This is a genomic window from Pseudidiomarina insulisalsae (assembly GCF_003987065.1).
Classification (GTDB): domain Bacteria; phylum Pseudomonadota; class Gammaproteobacteria; order Enterobacterales; family Alteromonadaceae; genus Pseudidiomarina; species Pseudidiomarina insulisalsae.
Genome location: NZ_PIPY01000008.1, coordinates 105,814 through 125,300, shown reverse-complemented (window position 1 = coordinate 125,300; position 19,487 = coordinate 105,814). Strand labels below are relative to the sequence as shown.

The 19,487-nt window shown below is 52.1% G+C and carries 19 protein-coding genes and 1 other RNA gene; 6 read left to right on the top strand and 14 right to left on the bottom strand.

Translation table 11 applies throughout. From position 1 onward, the window contains the following. The 4 genes from CWI71_RS08775 to CWI71_RS08760 are packed head-to-tail and all read right to left on the bottom strand — an operon-like array spanning position 1 to position 3,093. Complete coding sequence (locus CWI71_RS08775; protein WP_126754888.1) at positions 1–402, bottom strand: ExbD/TolR family protein; 402 nt, start codon at positions 400–402, stop codon at positions 1–3. A 12-nt stretch (positions 403–414) separates the two neighbouring features. Next, on the bottom strand, positions 415–939 hold the full coding sequence (locus CWI71_RS08770; protein WP_126754887.1) for a MotA/TolQ/ExbB proton channel family protein: 525 nt from the start codon (positions 937–939) through the stop codon (positions 415–417). A 4-nt stretch (positions 940–943) separates the two neighbouring features. Next, positions 944–2,314 (bottom strand): MotA/TolQ/ExbB proton channel family protein, encoded by a 1,371-nt coding sequence (locus tag CWI71_RS08765; protein ID WP_126754886.1) that lies wholly within the window; start codon positions 2,312–2,314, stop codon positions 944–946. Further along, complete coding sequence (locus tag CWI71_RS08760) at positions 2,311–3,093, bottom strand: DUF3450 domain-containing protein (protein ID WP_126754885.1); 783 nt, start codon at positions 3,091–3,093, stop codon at positions 2,311–2,313. Before CWI71_RS08760 ends, CWI71_RS08765 begins: the two co-directional genes overlap by 4 nt. 384 nt (positions 3,094–3,477) lie before the next feature. Between CWI71_RS08760 and priC the strand changes: the two genes are divergently transcribed. Continuing rightward, a complete protein-coding gene (priC, locus tag CWI71_RS08755) occupies positions 3,478–3,765 on the top strand; it encodes a primosomal replication protein PriC (RefSeq protein WP_157981085.1) in 288 nt (95 codons plus the stop codon). On the opposite strand, the gene CWI71_RS08750 is transcribed toward priC, so the two are convergent. The 4 genes from CWI71_RS08750 to CWI71_RS08735 form a co-directional block, all read right to left on the bottom strand. Further along, positions 3,727–4,830, bottom strand: coding sequence for a tryptophan 2,3-dioxygenase family protein (locus tag CWI71_RS08750; protein ID WP_126754883.1), 1,104 nt, complete (start codon positions 4,828–4,830; stop codon positions 3,727–3,729). The genes priC and CWI71_RS08750 overlap by 39 nt on opposite strands. A gap of 135 nt (positions 4,831–4,965) precedes the next feature. Further along, positions 4,966–5,062: signal recognition particle sRNA small type (gene ffs / locus CWI71_RS08745), an RNA gene on the bottom strand. Between the two features lie 85 nt (positions 5,063–5,147). Then, positions 5,148–5,903 carry an enoyl-CoA hydratase/isomerase family protein gene (locus CWI71_RS08740; RefSeq protein WP_126754882.1) on the bottom strand — a complete coding sequence of 252 codons (756 nt, stop codon included), beginning with the start codon at positions 5,901–5,903 and terminating at the stop codon, positions 5,148–5,150. Next, entirely contained in the window at positions 5,896–6,987 is a 1,092-nt protein-coding gene (locus CWI71_RS08735) for a ketoacyl-ACP synthase III (protein WP_126754881.1), read from the bottom strand. The genes CWI71_RS08740 and CWI71_RS08735 overlap by 8 nt, the downstream gene beginning before the upstream one ends. Positions 6,988–7,132: 145 nt before the next feature. Here CWI71_RS08735 and CWI71_RS08730 point away from each other — a divergent pair, with 145 nt between their 5' ends. From CWI71_RS08730 to CWI71_RS08720, 3 genes are read left to right on the top strand one after another with little or no spacing between them, the layout of a single operon-like run. Then, on the top strand, positions 7,133–7,726 hold the full coding sequence (locus tag CWI71_RS08730) for a peptidylprolyl isomerase (RefSeq protein WP_126754880.1): 594 nt from the start codon (positions 7,133–7,135) through the stop codon (positions 7,724–7,726). A gap of 12 nt (positions 7,727–7,738) precedes the next feature. Next, positions 7,739–9,088 carry an AmpG family muropeptide MFS transporter gene (locus CWI71_RS08725; RefSeq protein ID WP_126754879.1) on the top strand — a complete coding sequence of 450 codons (1,350 nt, stop codon included), beginning with the start codon at positions 7,739–7,741 and terminating at the stop codon, positions 9,086–9,088. Further along, the gene (locus CWI71_RS08720; RefSeq protein WP_126754878.1) at positions 9,081–9,959 is read left to right on the top strand and encodes a ketopantoate reductase family protein; all 879 of its coding nucleotides are present in this window, start codon (positions 9,081–9,083) and stop codon (positions 9,957–9,959) included. The genes CWI71_RS08725 and CWI71_RS08720 overlap by 8 nt, the downstream gene beginning before the upstream one ends. On the opposite strand, the gene ribBA is transcribed toward CWI71_RS08720, so the two are convergent. The 4 genes from ribBA to glyA are packed head-to-tail and all read right to left on the bottom strand — an operon-like array spanning position 9,940 to position 13,900. Then, positions 9,940–11,058 carry a bifunctional 3,4-dihydroxy-2-butanone-4-phosphate synthase/GTP cyclohydrolase II gene (ribBA, locus tag CWI71_RS08715; RefSeq protein ID WP_126754877.1) on the bottom strand — a complete coding sequence of 373 codons (1,119 nt, stop codon included), beginning with the start codon at positions 11,056–11,058 and terminating at the stop codon, positions 9,940–9,942. The two genes, CWI71_RS08720 and ribBA, sit on opposite strands and share 20 nt — an antisense overlap. Then, positions 11,055–12,173, bottom strand: a complete 1,119-nt coding sequence (ribD, locus tag CWI71_RS08710; protein ID WP_126754876.1) for a bifunctional diaminohydroxyphosphoribosylaminopyrimidine deaminase/5-amino-6-(5-phosphoribosylamino)uracil reductase RibD — start codon at positions 12,171–12,173, stop codon at positions 11,055–11,057. The genes ribBA and ribD overlap by 4 nt, the downstream gene beginning before the upstream one ends. A 14-nt stretch (positions 12,174–12,187) precedes the next feature. Further along, the gene (nrdR, locus tag CWI71_RS08705) at positions 12,188–12,637 is read right to left on the bottom strand and encodes a transcriptional regulator NrdR (protein WP_126754875.1); all 450 of its coding nucleotides are present in this window, start codon (positions 12,635–12,637) and stop codon (positions 12,188–12,190) included. A gap of 6 nt (positions 12,638–12,643) precedes the next feature. After that, the gene (gene glyA / locus CWI71_RS08700) at positions 12,644–13,900 is read right to left on the bottom strand and encodes a serine hydroxymethyltransferase (protein WP_126754874.1); all 1,257 of its coding nucleotides are present in this window, start codon (positions 13,898–13,900) and stop codon (positions 12,644–12,646) included. A 125-nt stretch (positions 13,901–14,025) separates the two neighbouring features. Here glyA and ettA point away from each other — a divergent pair, with 125 nt between their 5' ends. Further along, a complete protein-coding gene (gene ettA / locus CWI71_RS08695; protein WP_126754873.1) occupies positions 14,026–15,690 on the top strand; it encodes an energy-dependent translational throttle protein EttA in 1,665 nt (554 codons plus the stop codon). A gap of 23 nt (positions 15,691–15,713) precedes the next feature. Here ettA and CWI71_RS08690 read toward each other — a convergent pair whose 3' ends face one another. Both CWI71_RS08690 and psrA read right to left on the bottom strand, forming a co-directional pair. Next, entirely contained in the window at positions 15,714–18,017 is a 2,304-nt protein-coding gene (locus tag CWI71_RS08690; RefSeq protein ID WP_126754872.1) for an acyl-CoA dehydrogenase, read from the bottom strand. A gap of 3 nt (positions 18,018–18,020) precedes the next feature. Further along, a complete protein-coding gene (gene psrA, locus CWI71_RS08685; protein ID WP_126754871.1) occupies positions 18,021–18,680 on the bottom strand; it encodes a TetR family transcriptional repressor PsrA in 660 nt (219 codons plus the stop codon). A gap of 123 nt (positions 18,681–18,803) precedes the next feature. Between psrA and CWI71_RS08680 the strand changes: the two genes are divergently transcribed. Beyond that, positions 18,804–19,457: a hypothetical protein gene (locus CWI71_RS08680; protein WP_126754870.1), complete on the top strand. Its 654-nt coding sequence runs from the start codon at positions 18,804–18,806 to the stop codon at positions 19,455–19,457. The last annotated feature ends 30 nt before the right edge of the window (positions 19,458–19,487 follow it).

The following is a 19,487-nucleotide window of genomic DNA, read 5'->3' as shown; positions in this document are numbered from 1 at the left end:
TTAATCGTCCTCTGCGGCTATGGATATCTTGTCAATACCCGCTTCCTTAATTTGATCCATGACTTCTACGACAACACCATGTTTGGCTTCTTTGTCCGCCTGAATCACTACGATATCAGTTGGCTGTTCTGCCAATAGACGTTCGATGTTCGCGCCTACACGCTCAACATCAACCATACGCTTGTCCATCCATACTTCGCCATTCGCGCGAATCGCGATGAAGATGTTGGCAGAAGGTTTCTTCTGCGCCTGACTAGCTTCTGGCTTGTTCACGTCAATACCAGCTTCTTTAACGAAAGAGGTGGTTACGATGAAGAAGATCAACATGATGAATACGATGTCAAGCATCGGCGTCATATCGATCGCTGCATCTTCCTCTTCACGAAAACGTTTACGTGCCATAATTCTTCTCTCTTAATGATGTGGCAAACTGTCGATCAACTTGTCGCGTGCACGTTTTACTTTTGACTCTAAACGAGTCGCAAAAAACATGCCTGACAGTGCTGCAACCATTCCAGCCATTGTCGGGATCGTCGCCATCGAGATACCGTCGGCCATCAAACGCGGGTTACCAGTACCCTGCGTAGCCATGGTTTCGAATACGGCAATCATACCGGTTACCGTACCCAAAAGTCCGATAAGAGGACACATGGCGATGGTTGTTTTGATCAACAACATACGTGCATTCAGTTTATCAGCTGCCTCGGAAATCCATGCTTCACGGATCCTGTGAGCGTACCAAGAGGTGGTGTCCTTCCGCGCGTCCCAATTAGCGATGATTTGTTTCTTCATCTTTGGGAACACTGCGGTAAGGAACCAGAAGCGCTCAATCATGAGTACCCACATGAGAAAGAGCGCTCCCATGACGAAATATAAAACGTCGCCACCAGTGCTCAAAAAATCCCTGATAGTTTCCCAAAGCCCCATCAGGTAAAGCATAGGATTACTCCTTCTCCGCGTGCGCGGCTACAATACCGGCAGCTTGCTCGTCCAACGTGTGAACGATTTTCTTAGCACGACCCGCAACAACTGCGTGGATCAGAATTAATGGCAATGCTGCAATCAGACCCATAGCGGTGGTTACCAACGCCATTGAGATGTCGCCTGCCATGATTTTCGGGTCACCCGTACCGTACAAGGTAATTGATTGGAAGGTACCGATCATACCGATTACCGTACCCAATAGACCAAGTAGTGGTGCGATAGCTGCGAAAATCTTGATGATGTTAACGCCAGAATCGATACGTGGAGTCTCACGCATGATTGCTTCGTCAAGTTTCAGTTCAAGGTTCTCAACATCGTCGTTCTTGTTGTCGTGATAGACTTTCAGGATACGACCCAGAGAGTTCTTCTCCGAAGGCTTACCAGTGTTTTTCAGCTGAGCACGGATTTTCGCGCTTTCTGAACCAAGGGTAATGATTTTCCAGATAGCAATCAGGATACCGACAATCAGAACCACAGTGATCACGTAACCAACAGTGCCACCTTGATGGTACTGCTCTTCAAGCGTCGCTTTTTGCGTCGCAAGGTTCAGGATCTGGCCACGAGCAGGGTCAATGTAAACGCCTTCGTAACCTGATTCAGTGTTCAGGAAGTCTTGCGCAGCAGACAGAATGTAACCTTCTGGCTGACGACCTAGCGGCTGAATTTCTTCTGCCTGGTCGTTGTAAACGAAGTATTCACCGCCTGACAGCAGGTTAAATACGCCGATACGCGTTACATCACGCTGTTCAGAAGTACCGTCTAACAAAGTAACTTCCGATGGGAAAGTCACAACTTTGCCTGACTCTTTCATTTCGGTTAACCAAGCCAACCAAAGTTCTTCAAGTTCTTTGATGGTTGGAACCTCACGTGCTTCAGCGATGCTTTCCAGTACGTCTTCACGACCTGGGTACTGTGCGCTTACCAGTGAAGTTGCGATACGGCCAATGGTTTCGCTTGCTGCACCACGTGCAACACCGACGATTTCACCCAAAGTACCTAATTGGTTTTGCAATTCGGTTTCTTTGTTCGCTAACGCAATTTCGTTTTCAGAAAATTCAGTCTGTAAACGCTCACCGCGGGCACGCTCGTCAGCGAGTTGCTGCTTAGCACGGTTCAACAGTGCTTGCTTGTCAGCACGCTCTGAAGTGAACTCCGCTTCACGCTCAGCGTTAATACGCTGAGATTCAGCACGGTTTTCTTTAACCAACTCAAGCAGCTGCTCAAGTGATTTTGCTTCGGAGACAGTCTGCTCTTGCGCATATGCAGAGCTCGCGCCTACCGTTAGAGAGAATGCTGTAGCTACCAGCAAAGATTTCACTAGTTTGTTCATTCTGCACGCTCCGCTGCATAGATTGGCAATTGAAGAAGATCTGGTGCGGTTTGCTTACGCGCCATACGAATGGCTTTCGTCAAATGACTCAGATAAGCGTCTTCAAGGACTTCCCACTCACCCGCATCTTTGTTGTAAATCCAACCGTTTTTCAGATCCAGCGATTGCGCCATCAGCGCAGCACGACCTAAGTGGAAGAAATCGACAGAGATATCTTCACCCTGGAAGTTCAGCTTGCCTTCATACGCGATCAAACCAGAACCGTAGTCCATCTCAGCTTGATAAGCTTCAGTGATCTGACGGAACTGCTCAGACGTTGTTACGTTTGAGTTTGCCATCACGTCACGCAGACGCTCAACACGGTCAAGACGACGCTCGCGATGGATAGGAATATCCAACTTAACAAACTGCTCCAAAGCGTCGATCATTTTGTACATCAACGGAACAACACCTTGTTTGGTGTCTTCAACGCTATCGATCTGACGCTGTAGAGAAGCCAGTTGCGCGTTCTGGTCATCAACCAAACGTTGTACGTGGTCGTTGTAGACTTTCAGCTGTTCATACTGGTCTACAATACCGCGATATTCGTAAAGCAGTTCTTGTGACTGCTCGAACAACGAGTTGATTTTTTCTTGTGAACGTACATCAGCTTGATGAATTTTCGCTTCTTCGCTTTGCAGCGAAGGTACTGATTGTGCAGCAGCTGTAGCGCTGCCTGCAATTGCCAGCGCGCCAACTAAGGCCGCTGCAACTTTGCTTTTATTGATTACTTTGGTCATAGTTCCCAACCAATTTGATTTAACTTTCTGCTGACAACAACTAACGCCGCCAACTTCCCAGTTATTTGAGTGACGAAAAGAGTTTAATCAACACTTGCAGCTATTACTTACAAAATCGCAAGCAATAATCCGCTCAATACTCCCATGATCGGGCAAAGCCTGTCAACCAGTGAAATGAGATAATTCCTAGCGTAAAGCTGCATAAACATGCAATTACAGCTTCTTAACAAGACTCACCTTTAGTTCATCAGAAAGTATAGCTTTTTGAACACAACTGCGCACAAAAGTTCACCAGCTTTCCCGTCAATCGGCAAAATTCGACATTGTGTCGCATGGTCGACCTAGGCTACTCTAGCGCCAGTTAATGAAGATTGGGTAACAATTGTGGCAAATGAACAGATTTATCAGCGCTTACGCCAGCAAATAGCTGCGTTGCGGCGTGAAATTATTGCGTTGAATGTCTCAGAAGAACAGTTTGTAGACTGGTTTGATGCGCAATTGTTCAGAACAACGCATAGCGCACCGGAACATTATTGTGATGAGCTTGCCCAGAATGTCAGTCAACTTGAACGCAGCAGCCGCAGTGACCAGCAGCAATGGCTGGCCCTGCGGATTGAGCAACAGATGTTGGCGTTAACCCGTGCTCTTGCCTATTTCCAGCGAAAAACCTAAAGCCTTGCGCACGCGCCCAGGCAGTTCAGGCAGTGCGCTTTTCGGCAGCAGATAAGTCGACATCGCGAAAAAGTCTTTGAACACCCGGTTTTGTTCCGTGGTACGGCGCAAATAATCATGGCCGGAACTGCCGCCGGTACCGATTTTCGTACCCAGCATGCGCTGCACCATCATAGCGTGCTTGTAGCGCCAGATGGTAAGCTTCTCATCTACTTCTGCTAAGGAAGTGATAACCTGCCAGGCCAGATGGAATGCCGGCTCTTCCCGATACTGGGTAATAAACAATGCACTGAGCATAGCGCGCTGCGATAGCCGCACCACACCTTTTTCCTGCAATTGCTGGTAACGCTGCTGATCGAATAACGCAGAAAAGTTATCACGGTTGGCCTGAATACCCTCAAGCTCGGTTTGCAACTGTTGGTCGTCTGCCGCATTTGCACGGATAATCGCTTCATCATGATCCAGCGCTGCATTCACCGCGCGCTGATACATATCCCAAAACTTAAAGTCTTCGAACTCCAAAAATGGCATACGCGCCAGCCAGGCGTCGACGCGATCAAACAACGTCGGTTGCTCTTCAAGGTTTTCAAGATAACTCCGGTCAGCGTCATTCAACCGGTTGTAGAAAGACTGCTGATCAAAAGCAATGCGGGTATGGCGGGTCAGCCCCAGGCGAATCTCCAGTTCCTTAAACTGAATACTCTGAAAACCCGATGCCGGTACCAGATAGTCGCGGAACTCCAGAAATTCCTGCGGCGTCATGGTCTCAATGACCGCCACCTGATCATTCATTAAATCCTGAATGGTCAGTACCCGCCGCAATCGATGTGCCACCAGGTACAAGGCTTTATCGTCAAGCAAAGGCTTGCTGAAGTCCTGATGAATGGCACGGAGCTCATGTAACACCTGTTTGAACCAGAGTTCATACACCTGGTGCACAATAATAAACAGCATTTCATCGTGAGCCTCGGCGCCATAGCGTTTGCTGTGCGGCTCCTGGGCATCAAGGAGTTGGTCGAGTTTAAGGTAATCGCTGTAATACACAGCTTCAGGATTCTTCGGCATGGGAAAGTCAACTTCGTTATCAGATAATAGATACTAGATATTAGTTAAGATACACCGCCACTAACCAATATCCAATAACCAATATCCAATAACCAATAACCAATAACGCTTTTGATCTTTAGGGGGGGGTGGCGGCCTTGCCAGCCTCACCTCGGCACCCACATCCCTGACTACGGCTGCTCCCTTCCGGGCCTGACCGGGTTCGCCAGTTAGTGTTGCGAGGGGACCAACAAGGCCACCATAACGGCGCGCATTATCCACGATTCACAAGCACCCCGCAAGCGAAGTGCGTGCGCTTGCTCAGAAATCAACCGTTTTTACGATGACTGTTTCTTTTTATGAAGGGTTTGGGCAATGGCTTCGCGGGCTTCATCCGAGCCTAACGCACGAATAAACAGCTTTGCTTCGCGCGAAATACGATCGGCCACGGCTTCGCTCGGCTGCTTCAGCAGACGTTTGGTGGTGCGTAAACCGGCGACTGGCTTGCTTGCCAGTGCAGTGGCAATATCACGGGTGGCACCGGTTAGTTGTTCTTGCGCGACAACCTTGGTCAGCAGACCATAGTTTAGCGCCGTAGTTGCGTCGATGGTGTCACCGAGCAATAACAATTCGGCGGCACGCAAATGCCCGCAGAGCAGTGGCAATAACTGGCTTGAGCCGGCTTCAGGCACCAGACCTAAATGAATAAAAGGTAATGCGAATTTCGCCTGCTCAGTGGCAACAACAAAATCGCAATGTAGCAATATCGTGGTGCCGATACCGATGGCTACGCCATCTACGCTGGCAATGACAGGTACACTTAAGCGGCTCAAAGTGAACAGAAACTCGAACGGTGGCGCGCTCTCATCGAGTTCTTCCATCGCCAGGAAGTCATACAGGTCGTTCCCTGCCGAGAAGTTATCGCCTGCGCCTTGCAAGACAATGGCAGCGACGCTACTGTCGCGCTCAGCTTGCTCCAGCGTATGTGCCAGATCAAGATACATCTGCTGAGTAATCGCGTTTTTCTTCTCCGGGCGGTTCAGGGTCACCCAAACCACGCCATCACGCTGTTCAACTTTGATCAATTCACTCATTGTTACGGCGATCCCATGCGGCTTTGGTTTTTTCATGCAATGGCAGAATCAAATCCAATGCGGTTTCACCTGAGCTGGGCAGCTGTTCATCATTCGGTTGCAATGGCGTTACCCGTTGTCCCCAGCGAATAATGCCGGCACCACAAGTCAGGCCACCACCGAACACCGCAGAAACAATCGTATCGCCTGGTTTGACAATGCCCTGCTCGATCGCTTCACAGAACGCAATGGGCAGGGTTGCGGATGAGGTGTTGCCATATTTCTGAATATTGATGACGGTTTTTTCTTCCGGCACCTTACACATTTTGGCCAGGTAATCGATCAGACGCTTGTTGGCCTGATGCGGGATCAGCGAGTCAATATCGTCGGTGGTCAGGCCGGTTTCGGCGAAAACTTTCTCAACCGCAGTGTTCATGCCTTTGACCGCGCGCTTGAAGATTTCCTGACCGACAAAGTTAAACGGCATGATACCGTCGAAGCCAAAGCGATCGAAACTCATACCAAATTCCAGTGCCAGCACGTCACGGGCGTCAGCGTCACAGGTAACATGAGAAGCTAATAAGCCACATTCTTCATCAGAAGCTTCCAGCACCATAGCGCCGGCGCCATCGCCAAATAGTACCGCGCTTTCTCGCTTGGTCCAGTCTAAGATTCGTGTCAGACGCTCAGCACCAATGATCAGTACTTTCTTGTGTACCCCGGTGCGAATCGCCTGCGTCGCGTAGTGCATGCCATAAAGGAAGCTGCTACAGGCGGCATTGAGGTCAAACGCCGCAGCGTATTTTGCGCCCAGGTCGCGTTGTACTGCCGAGGCAACATTCGGAATAATCTCGTCAGGCGTACAGGTGCCGACCAGAATCAAATCAAGCTCATTGGCGTCGAGCCCTGCTGCGGCCAATGCGTTGCGGCCGGCCACGGTAGCTAACTTAGAAGTGCCAACAGCACTGACCCGGCGCTCTTCGATACCGGTTCGGGTGCGAATCCACTCGTCCGAGGTATCCAAAAAGGTCGCCAAATCTTCATTGCTCATAATCGCGGGCGGCAGGCATTTGCCCCAACCAGTAATCTCTGCGTATTTTTTCACTGTCTAAAACCTATAGTCACTGCGCGTTTTTCGCTATCATAGCACGAATGTTTATAAGAGAAATGTCCGACCATTGCCAAGTCATGCCAAATTCGTGCTATACAGTGGCATCGGCAACGCTTAAAAACGACGCAAAAGGTGAATTATGAAAGCAGTCATGACGTCCGTGGTGCTCACACTGGCACTTACTTTTTTAGCTGCGCCCGCGACCGCGCAGGTACAGCCAGACAACCCTTTCCCCAAAGTGAAGCTGGTGACTACTGAAGGCGAAATCATCGTTGAGCTAAATCGTCATCGCGCCCCGCTGACCGTGGAGAACTTTCTCAAGTACGTCGATATTGGCAGCTACAACGGCACTATTTTCCATCGCATTGTACCGGGCTTTGTAGTGCAAGGCGGCGGTTATGACCATGAGCTGGTCGCCAAAAAAACCGGTTCGCCCATTCCGAATGAGTCGGGCAACGGCCTGAAAAACAAATACGGCACTATTGCAATGGCACGTGAGAACGATCCACATACCGCCACCCGCCAGTTTTTCTTTAATGTACAGGACAACCCGTCGTTGGATCCGGACGACGGCTGGGGCTACGCCGTCTTTGGTGTTATCACCAGCGGTTATGAGACTCTCGATAAATTAGCTGAAGTCGAGTCATTACCCTTTCATGCCGAAACTGGCTGGCGTGACTTTCCCAGCGAACCACCGGTGCTTATTCGCGCTGAAGTTTTACCTCAACAATAACAAGGTACCGGCATGACAGCTACGGACACGGCGACGCCGTGGTACAAGGATTTTCGCGTCTATCTGGAGCCGCGCATCTGGGTCATTTTCCTGTTTGGCATTATGAGCGGGTTCCCCTGGGTGCTCATTGGCTCCATGCTGTCAGCCTGGCTGCAGGAAGCTGGCGTATCCCGCAGTGAGATTGGCCTTTTTGGCATGGTCTTTGTTGCTTATTCAGTCAACGCGCTGTGGTCACCCCTGGTCGATCGGGTGCGACTACCGGGTCTGCATTCCTGGCTCGGTCAGCGCCGCAGTTGGCTGGCCTTGTGCTTGGCGGTACTCATCGCCGCAACCCTGACGCTAAGTGGACTCAACCTTGCTGAACATGCCTTTTGGGTTGCCCTCGGCGCCCTGCTGATCGCTATCGCCTCAGCGACCCAGGACATCGCGATTGACGCCTTCCGTATTGAGACCTTTGCGCAAAGTGAAAGTAACCTGCAATCTGCCGGCGCCGCCATGGCAACCGCCGGTTGGTGGACTGGCTACAGTGGTCTTGGCGCACTGCCGTTCTTTTTGGTTGACGGTGCGACCTGGGACTGGCAAGCCGCCTATAAAGTCATGGCCGGGGTGCTTGCCCTGCAACTGCTCATCGTACTGGTGGTACGCGAGTCGACACGCTATCGCGCACAGCTAAAACCCTTTGACCGCTGGCAGGACTGGTTCCGCACCACTTTGGTGGACCCCATTGCCGAATTTTTTAAGCGCGCCGGCTGGCGTCTCGCGCTGGCAATTTTAAGTTTCATTTTCCTGTTCAAAATTGGTGAAGCCTTCCTGGGACGCATGAGCATTGTGTTCTACAAAGAAGTCGGCTTTACCAATGATGACATTGCTGTGTACTCAAAAATGGTAACCTGGTGGGTCACCATTATATTTGCCATTATCGGCAGTATGGTGAATGTCCGCTTGGGCACCATGCGTGGCCTGCTTATTGGCGGCATTGCCATGGCCGCCAGTAACCTGATGTTTGCCTGGATTGCGGCGGTTGGCCCTGATACCAACCTACTTCTGGCAGCAGTCATTATTGATGGCTTCACCGGTGCCTGGTCAACGGTCGCTTTTGTCGCGTTTATCAGCTTGCTCTGTAACCGGGCTTTTACCGCAACGCAGTACGCATTATTGGCCTCGTTAGGCAATCTCGGCCGCACCTTGCTCTCTTCGTACAGCGGCTTCGTGGTTGACTGGCTCGACGGTGACTGGTCATTATTCTTTATTATTACTGCGCTGATGGTAACACCGGGCTTGCTATTACTGGTGTTATTACGCAAAGCGCTGCACCGGATTCAGGCGCCAGCCGCCGACACCACGGAGTTAAGACGTGACTAAGCAGTTGCCGTGGCTGGTGGTGGGTCAGGGCGCGCTGGGCAGCCTGATGGCGGTCCAGTTGGCCCGGCAAAACCAATCGGTGCAGTTGAAACTGCGCCAGTCGCAGCGCGTCACGATCGCTTACGAGCAAAGCTCCCACAGTTTTACCGGCACCATCGGAATTAACTGTCCGAGTCTTATTTTTGCGGCGGTAAAAGCCTATCAGGTGGCGCCACTGTTAGATGAATTCCGGCAGCAGCCGCTATTTGACCAGTCGCAGCTGATTTTGAGTTATAACGGCATGTTAAGCAATGAGGCCGAACAGCTGCGTCCGCAAGACTGGCACTGGGTCACTACCCACGGCGCTTATCGCGACGGCAATCAGGTGGTACACGGCGGGCACGGCGAAAGCTGGCTCGGTGGTATGGCCGGACAAACCACGCCACCGGCATTCTTTAGCCAACTGGAGCAAGCATTACCACCTTTACACTTCAGCAGCGATATTAACCTGCGGCGGTGGTACAAGTTGGCGGTCAATTGTCTGATCAATCCGTATACGGTCATTCATCAGTGTCGTAATGGCGAGCTGCCGGAACGCGTCGCGCCAGCTGAATGGCGCCAGGTTGCTGATGAAATTGTACAGTTGGCGGCTGCACGTGGCCGGCAGCTGGATGCTGAAGATTTACTGGCGCAGGCCCGGCGGGTTATTGCGCAAACCGCCGCGAATCGTTCTTCGATGCTGCAGGACTACCGCTTACAGCGACCGCTGGAGCTGGACTACCTGAACGGTTTTGTGGTCACTGCCAGCGCTGCTGAGGGAATGGTGGCGCCCGCAAACCAACTACTTTGCGAGCGCATTAAAGCGATGCAGGCTACTCGGGATCCTCAATAAAGTCGATAACTTCCAGACCAAAACCGGATAGCGCTGAATAACGTTTCGGCGAACTCATCAGATGCATTTGATGGACACCCAGGTCGGCCAGAATCTGCGAACCAATACCAACATTGCGTGAGGCATTCGATGCCGCCGCGCTGGGCTTTCTTTCACCGCGGTCTTCGGCAGCGAAACTACGTACTTGTGCGAGAATATCGTCAGTATTCTGCGAACGGCCGATGACCACCAGCACGCCGCCGTTGCTCGCGATAAACTCCATCGCGTGCCCCAAAGGCCAACTGCGCTGACTGGCGCGATCCGTCGAAAACAGGTCATTGAAGGTGTCTTGCAAATGCACCCGTACGTTCACCGGCTGATCTTCTTTAATCTCGCCATGTACCAGCGCAAAATGGACCTGCTTGTCGATGGTGTCCTGATAGGTAATGAGTTCAAACTCACCGTAACGGGTCGGCAGAAGACATTGTTCCATGCGCTCAACGGTCTTTTCGGTCAACGAGCGATATTCAATCAGATCAGCAATGGTACCTATTTTCAGATCATGCTCGGCGGCGAATTTTTCGAGGTCAGGACGGCGCGCCATGGTGCCGTCTTCGTTGAGAATCTCGACAATCACTGCCGCCGGCTCGTAGCCCGCCAGGCGCGCCAGATCGCAACCTGCTTCAGTGTGTCCGGCGCGGTTAAGTACCCCTCCCTGCTTGGCTTTCAGCGGGAAAATATGACCTGGCATCACCAAATCGTCTGGCTTCGCTTGCTTTGCCACTGCGGCTTGCACCGTGCGGGCGCGGTCGGCGGCAGAAATACCGGTAGTGACACCTTCGGCGGCTTCTATTGAAACGGTAAAGTTGGTCGCATAGGGTGCGTTATTCTGATTCACCATCAGCGGTAAGCGTAGCTGCGCACAACGTTCTTCGGTCAAAGTTAAGCAAATTAAGCCGCGACCAAAGCGGGCCATAAAGTTAATCGCCTCAGGAGTGATGCGATCGGCAGCGATGATCAGATCGCCCTCATTCTCGCGATCTTCGTCGTCCATCAGAATCACCATTTTTCCCTGGCGAATATCTTCAATAATTTCAGCCGCACTGTTTAACTGGCTCACGACACTATTTCTCCTCTTGCTGCACCACCGTGTTTCGGGTAGGCAATAATACGTATGTCATCACCCACCTGAGTGATACTCTCAAACGTCAATTCCGGCACCTGCTCCAGCCCATGAAACGCCGGTAATTGTAGTAATCCGCGACCACTGTCGCCAAGTAACTTCGGGGCCATGTAAATCACAAACTCGTCGACCAGCTCGGCAGCTACCAAAGCACCCGCAAGCTCGGCGCCACATTCAGTCCAGACTTCGTTGATGTCATATTCAATCAACTTATTGAACAGCGCACGTAATGGCAGTCGCCCCTTTGCTACAGGCAAGGCTAAGGTAGTGACATGCTCCGGCCAATGCTCATCACCGCCAGCGCTGTCACGTTGCTCAACGACCCGCAGCACCGGACTGGTTATCGCAAAAAAGTCATGCTCAGGAGGTAACTGACGCAGCCGATCCAGCACAATCCGTAATGGCTGTCGTTCAGCCTGCGGGTGGCGCGCGGTCATGCGGGCCTGGTCCATCAATACGGTACGCGCGCTGGTCAGGATCGCGCCACTTTGCGCCCGGTAACGATGTACATCTAAGCGGGCCTCTGCCCCGGTAATCCATTGGCTTTTACCGTTTGCCAGTGCGGTGCGACCGTCCAGGCTCATTGCCATTTTCAGCCGCAACCAGGGGCGTTGACGCTCCATCCGCGAGACAAAGCCCCGATTCACCTCGCGCGCCTGTTGCTCCAGCAGCCCCACCTCGACGTCAATACCTGCCTGACGCAGTCGCTCAATACCCTGCCCTGCGACCAACGGATTGGGATCACGCATGGCCACTACCACGCGGCTGACCCGGCCTTTGATAAGGGCATCGGCACAGGGCGGCGTACGGCCATGATGACTGCAGGGTTCCAGAGTGACATAAGCCGTCGCGCCATGACTGCGGTCACCGGCTTCGCGCAGGGCATAAACTTCCGCATGGGGTTCACCTGGGCGCTCATGCCAGCCGCTGCCAACTACCTGATTGTCGCGAACCAACACACAGCCCACCTGCGGATTCGGAGACGTGCTAAAGGCGCCCCGGGCCGCAAGCTCAAGGGCCTGTTGCATAAACTGGGTGTCAAGCTGGGCCATGCCGGGCTCCTCGCTTAGTCATTCAGACGGGCGATTTCTTCACCGAACTCGCGAATGTCATCGAAGGCGCGGTAAACAGAAGCAAAACGAATATAGGCGACCTTGTCGAGCGCCTTCAGATTGTCCATCACCAGCCCGCCGATCACCTGACTGGTAATCTCACGCTCGCCAGTGGCACGCAATGCCGACTTGACGTTCTGAATGGCTTGTTCCATCGCTTCAAGGCTTACCGGGCGCTTCTCTAAGGCGCGCAACAGACCGTTACGCAACTTATCTTCATTGAAAGGTTCGCGCGAGCCATCGGACTTGATGACTCGCGGCATGATCAGTTCTGCAGTTTCAAAGGTCGTGAAGCGTTCACGGCAATCGCTACACTCGCGACGCCGGCGCACCGAAGCGCCGTCGGCCACCAGCCGTGAATCAATTACTTTGGTGTCTTGGGTACCACAGAACGGACAATGCATAATGTATTACCCGTAGACCGGGAAGCGTTGGCACAGCGCCTTCACTTCTTCACGTACCCGTTCAATAGTGTCTTCATTACCAATGTCGTCCAGCACATCACAGATCCAGTGGGCGACCTGCTTGGCTTCTGCGGCCTTAAAGCCACGACGGGTAATTGCCGGGGTACCAAGACGCAGGCCCGAGGTCACAAAAGGTGAGCGTGGGTCATTCGGTACTGAGTTCTTGTTCACCGTAATATACGCACGACCTAAGGCTGCATCAGCGTCTTTACCGGTAATATCTTTATTGATCAGGTCGACCAGAAACAGATGGTTCTGGGTGCCACCGGAAACGATGTTATAGCCGCGTTCCTGCATAACATTCACCATGGCATTCGCGTTTTCCAGTACCTGCTGCTGATAGGCCTTAAACTCTGGCTCCATTGCCTCTTTAAACGCCACGGCTTTCGCCGCAATGACGTGGCATAAAGGGCCGCCCTGACTGCCAGGGAACACGCCGCTGTTGAGTTTCTTATGCAGCGCTTCATCGTCTTTACCAGACAGGATTAAGCCACTACGTGGACCCGCCAGGGTTTTGTGCGTCGTGGTGGTGACCACGTCAGCATGAGGGATCGGACTTGGATACAGGCCGGCAGCAACCAAGCCGGCGACATGCGCCATATCAACCAACAAATAGGCACCCACCTCGTCGGCGATTTCACGGAACTTCGACCAGTCGACAATACCGGAGAACGCAGAGAAACCAGCTACGATCATCTTGGGCTTGTGCTCATGCGCTAACTGACGGACTTCAGCGTAATCGATTTCACCGGTGTTCTCATCGAGGCCATACTGCACCGCATTGTAAAGTTTACCCGAGAAGTTAACCCCTGAACCGTGGGTCAGGTGGCCACCGTGCGCCAGACTCATACCTAAGACGGTGTCGCCGGCTTCGAGCAGGGCCAGAAATACCGCAGAGTTGGCCTGCGAGCCAGCATGCGGCTGCACGTTCGCATATTTTGCGCCAAACAGTTCTTTCGCCCGCTCAATGGCCAGGTCTTCAACCATGTCGACGTATTCACAACCGCCGTAATAACGCTTATGCGGATAACCTTCAGCATATTTATTGGTAAGTTGCGAGCCCTGAGCCTGCAGCACCCGTGGACTGGTATAGTTTTCTGAGGCAATCAGTTCAATGTGTTGCTCCTGGCGCTCTACTTCACCAGTCATCGCTTGCCAAAGTTCTGCATCATAATCGGCAATGTTCATGTTGTTTTTTAACATCGGTGCTCCTGACTTCTAACGGGACAACATTTATCGCGGTAGTTTACCAATATACTTGGGTTCACGCCAACTTAAGGGTTAAAATAACGACTTTGTTTCAGCCTGAGAAAGGAACCGTCGCTGTTATGGCACAGTATATCTATTCGATGACGCGGGTGAGTAAAGTTGTCCCGCCGAAAAAGACTATTTTAAAAGACATTTCGTTGTCGTTTTTCCCTGGCGCCAAAATTGGCGTGTTAGGTCTGAACGGCGCCGGTAAATCAACGCTTTTACGCATCATGGCCGGCGTCGATAAAGAAATCGACGGTGAAGCACGCCCGTTGGCTGGCATTGAAATTGGCTACCTGCCGCAGGAGCCGCAGCTGGATGAAAATAAAACCGTTCGCGAAACGGTGGAAGAAGCCGTTGCCGAAGTGAAAGAAGCGCTGGCTGAAATCGACCAGGTTTACGCCGCCTATGCTGACGAGAATGCAGACTTTGACGCTCTGGCAAAACGTCAGGGCGAACTGGAAGCGATTATTCAGGCCAAAGACGGGCATAACCTCGAGAATATCCTTGAACGCGCGGCTGACTCTCTACGGCTACCTCCGTGGGACAGTAAAATTGGCGTGCTGTCAGGTGGTGAGCGGCGCCGGGTCGCAATTTGCCGTTTGCTGCTGAGCAAACCTGACATGCTGTTGCTCGATGAGCCGACCAACCACCTCGATGCTGAATCGGTTGCCTGGCTGGAACGCTTTTTACACGACTACGACGGTACCGTGGTCGCTATTACCCACGACCGTTACTTCCTCGACAATGTCGCTGGCTGGATTCTTGAGCTTGACCGCGGTTACGGTATTCCGTGGGAAGGTAATTACTCATCATGGCTGGAGCAAAAGGAAAAACGTCTCGAGCAGGAAGAGAAATCTGAGAAAGCGCGTCAACGCAGTATTAAACAAGAGCTTGAGTGGGTGCGTCAGAATCCGAAAGGACGTCAGGCAAAAAGCAAAGCACGTATGGCGCGCTTTGAAGAGCTGCAAAGCGGTGATTACCAGAAACGCAACGAGACCAACGAGCTCTTTATTCCGCCTGGCCCGCGTCTGGGTGACAAAGTGGTCGAGGTGCAAAACCTGAAAAAAGCCTATGACGGCCGGGCACTGATTGACGATTTGAGTTTCAGCGTCCCGAAAGGCGCGATCGTCGGTATTATCGGTCCGAACGGCGCCGGTAAATCGACCTTGTTCCGGATGTTAACCGGCAAAGAACAAGCCGACGGCGGCCAGATTCAGTTGGGCGAGACGGTACAGTTAGCCAGCGTTGATCAGTTCCGCGATGACATGGACAACAACAATACGGTCTGGCAGGAAGTATCTGACGGCCAGGACGTGCTACGTATCGGTAACTTTGAGATCAATAGCCGTGCCTATGTCGGCCGTTTCAACTTCCGCGGCAATGACCAGCAAAAACGTATCGGCGAACTCTCTGGTGGTGAGCGTAACCGCGTGCATCTGGCCAAACTTCTGAAAGCCGGCGGTAACCTGCTGTTGCTTGACGAACCGACCAACGATCTCGACGTGGAAACCTTACGGGCGCTGGAAGAGGCCTTACTGGAATTCCCGGGCTCCGCGATGGTGATCTCGCACGACCGCTGGTTCCTTGACCGGGTAGCGACACACATTCTTGATTATCGTGATGAAGGCAAGGTGAACTTCTACGAAGGTAACTACACTGATTACGAAGCCTACATGAAGCAGACCCATGGTGAACACGCGATGGAACCCCATCGCGTGCGTTACAAGCCTATCGGCTAAGATAGCCTACAACAGGACGTTCGCTATGAGGCGAACGTCCTGTCTTTAATTGACCCCGCAGCGAATTGATCCACGGCAATCGCGCGCATCCGCAACTGTTCCACTTTTTTCAGTGATTTCGCTTCATCTGCACTGATCAGGTCCGCCTTGCGGGCAGCTTTCACCAGTTCGTCCCCTGCCAGATTCGGCTCTAACTCGCCACGGCGTTCGGCTTTTTGCAAACGCTTGTAGACCGCTTCATGCTCCTTCATGCCCACAAATGCCAATTCCATATGCCCGGTCATATCCTTGGGATCATCTTTCCAGTAACACAGGAAAGTATGGCGATCGCGGGTCACGCCCGGCTCCATCATGCTGTCGGCAATATCCTGTAGCAGCTCGTCACTTGGCTTACGGTAGTGCATACCCAGCGGGAAGATAGCCAGGCGCAGACTCCAGGCAATCCAACGATTCGGGAAGTTGGCAAAGAAACCTTTAAAGGCTTCGCCGATAGCGTGCAGATGATGCTGCACCGCGTAATCGACATAGACGAAATCGCCGCTCTGACGACCATCGTCCTCATAGCGTTTTAGCACCGCCGACGCCATATAAAGGTGACTTAAAACATCGCCCAACCGCGCCGAGAGCATCTCTTTGCGCTTGAGATCACCGCCCAGAATCAGCATGGCAACGTCGGCCGTCAGTGCCAGCGCCCGACTCATTCGGGTCAGCTGTTGGTAATAACGTGAGGTGGCACCACTGACCGGACTTTCATTAAAGCGCGCGCCGGTGAGCCCCATCCACAGACTGCCAAAGAAGTTACTCGCAGCGAAGCCAATATGCTTGATCAGCAGTTCATCAAACTCGCGCAAGCCCTCTTCTTCGTCCGGGTTTGACGCTGCTTCCATTTCTTTGAGCACGTACGGGTGACAGCGCGTTGCGCCCTGCCCGAAAATCATCAGATTACGGGTCAGAATATTGGCGCCTTCAACGGTAATTGAAATTGGATTCCCCATGTAGTTATGCCCAAGATAGTTCTTAGGGCCCAGCTGGATACCTTTTCCGGCATGAATATCCATGGCGTATTCGATCATGTTACGCCCCATCTCGGTCATATGGTATTTGGTCATTGCCGTGATCACCGACGGGCTTCTGCCGTCTACCAGCGCAGCCACCGTCAGACGGCGCATCGATTCCACTGTGTAATTGGTGCCGCCAATACGACCCATGGCCTCCTGCACACCTTCGAATTTACCGATAGGTAAGCCGAACTGTTGCCGCACGTAGGCATATGCGCCAGTCATACGCTGCGTCACATGGCCGGTGGCAGCCGCAAGCGCCGGTAATGAAATCCCCCGGCCTGCCGACAGACACTCCATTAGCATGCGCCAACCTTTACCAGCGTAATCGGCTCCGCCAATAATCCAGTCCAATGGAATAAACACATCTTTACCACTGGTCGTGCCGTTCATAAATGCCTGGTTTAACGGCAGATGGCGATCACCTGTGGTGACACCGGGATGATCACTGGGGATCAGCGCACAGGTAATACCTATGTCCTCCTTGTCACCGATCAGGCCGTCGGGGTCATAAAGCTTGAATGCCAACCCGACCACCGTCGCTACAGGCGAAAGGGTGATGTAACGCTTGTCCCAGTTCAGGCGAATGCCGGTAACTTCTTCACCCTCAAATTCACCCTTACAGATAATGCCGGCATCTGGAATAGCACCCGCGTCAGAACCCGCCTCCGGTCCGGTCAATGCAAAACATGGAATATCGGTACCGTCAGCCAGTCGCGGCAACCAGTAATTTTTCTGCTCGCTGGTACCATAATGACTTAACAGCTCACCAGGACCCAGTGAATTTGGCACCATAACGGTCACAGCGGCGCTGATAGAACGGCTGGCAATACGCGAAACAATATGTGAATTCGCTGCCGGAGAAAAATCAAGGCCACCATATTCTTTGTCGATGATCATCGCAAAGAACTTCTCTTTACGCAGGTAATCCCAGACCTTTTTCGGTAAGTCGGCATCTTGCTGAACGATTTTGAAATCATCCAACATCGCCAGCAGTTGCTCTAACTGATTATCAATAAATGCCTGCTCTGCTTCGCTAAACTGTGGCGCTTTGGCCTGATGGAATTTATGCCAGTCCGGGCGCCCGCGAAAGAGCTCGGCATCCCACCAGACATCGCCGGCAGTCATCGCTTCGCGCTCAGTTTGTGACAACGGCGGTAATACCCGCTTAAAAAAACCAAACATTGGACGGCTGATAAGACTGCGACGGATCTCTTTCACCGCAAATAGCAGCACCACGGCAACTATTAGTATAATGAGAATTTCCATAACTTATCTGGGCTCCACGGTTGATGCTTTGGAAAGCTCATGCACCGGTGCATCCATACCACCAGCAATGAACGGAATTAAACGATCAATCACCTGATCGGCGGCAACGGCCTCGCCAAAATCTGCGGCAGCAATTTCGCGCAACGCTGGACCCGAAACCTGAGCAAACACAGTGGCCCCTAACACAAAATGCAGACGCCAGAACATGTCGATCGGGCTCAATTGCGGGTTCGCTTCGTGCAGGGCGTCGAGTAACAGCGTCATGACCTCACCAAATTGCTCCATAGTGTAGCGCCGTAAATGACCCTGTATTTCAGCATAGGCGAAACCGAGCAAACTTAGAAATAATGTCGGACCATGTTTTCGCACTTGCCGCATATCGGCAAGCGGCTTACGAAAACAGTTAAATACGTCATTGGTCGAGAAGCCGGGATGAAGCCGATTTAACTCCTGTTGCAGCGACGGCATAAAAACTTCCAGATAACGCGCCATTACTGCTTGAATAAGTGCCTTTTTCGAGCCAAAGTGGTAGTTCACTGACGCCAGGTTGACTTCGGCATCGGCCGTTATCTGCCGCAAGGATGTTTGCTCAAAGCCATGCTCGGCAAACAGCGCCTCGGCCGCATCTAAAATTTTGTCTTTGGTAGTCGCCCGTTTGCCCATAGGGTGCCTCGGTCAGTGCATTCATTCGTGCGGATGTATGTGTTTAGAACATACATTTTAAACATGTGTTTTAATTTAAATGAGTTTTCACTTAATCTCAAGCCAATGGAAGGACTTGCCTACATGAAAAAAATCACCCACCTGCTTTATCTGGGCGCCATCGCTGTGCTGTCAGTGGCCTTATGGCAGCAGTCCACGACTCCCGCCGCTACGCTTTCCCCGGCGGGCGACAACGATAACCAACGCCTGACTCACCAAGGCAGCGAGCGTCTGGCCGCCGCAACGCAGCCAAGCCAATCGGCAGACAGCGCTCCGGTAATGAACGCGAACGCAAATCAGGCCGCGATGTCACAGAACGCACCGCCTATGACTGAGTCTGACCCATTAGCAGGAACTGAACTAAAACTGAGTGAGCTCAAAGAGCAACTCTCACCCGAGCAACTTGATCAGTTAATACGTAACCATTTGAACGTAGATGATGTGGAACAGCGACTGCTCACAGAGGCGGTTGATCAGGACTGGGCGTATGAAATGAAAGAAAATATTATGCTTATGTACGAAGATAACGAAGCATTGCAGACTGCGCAAATCAACAGTATTGAATGTCGCACCACGGTCTGTGTGGTTGAATTTGCTGGCTCTGACACCCCCCTTGACTATATGTCACGATTTCATCACGCCATGGCAACGTCGAACTGGTTTAACAGTGACTATCGCAGTGCGATGATTTCAAACTCAACGGACAACACGCATAAAATACATATTGTCCGCCCCTGAACTAAAAAGGCGCTCAGTGAGCGCCTTTTT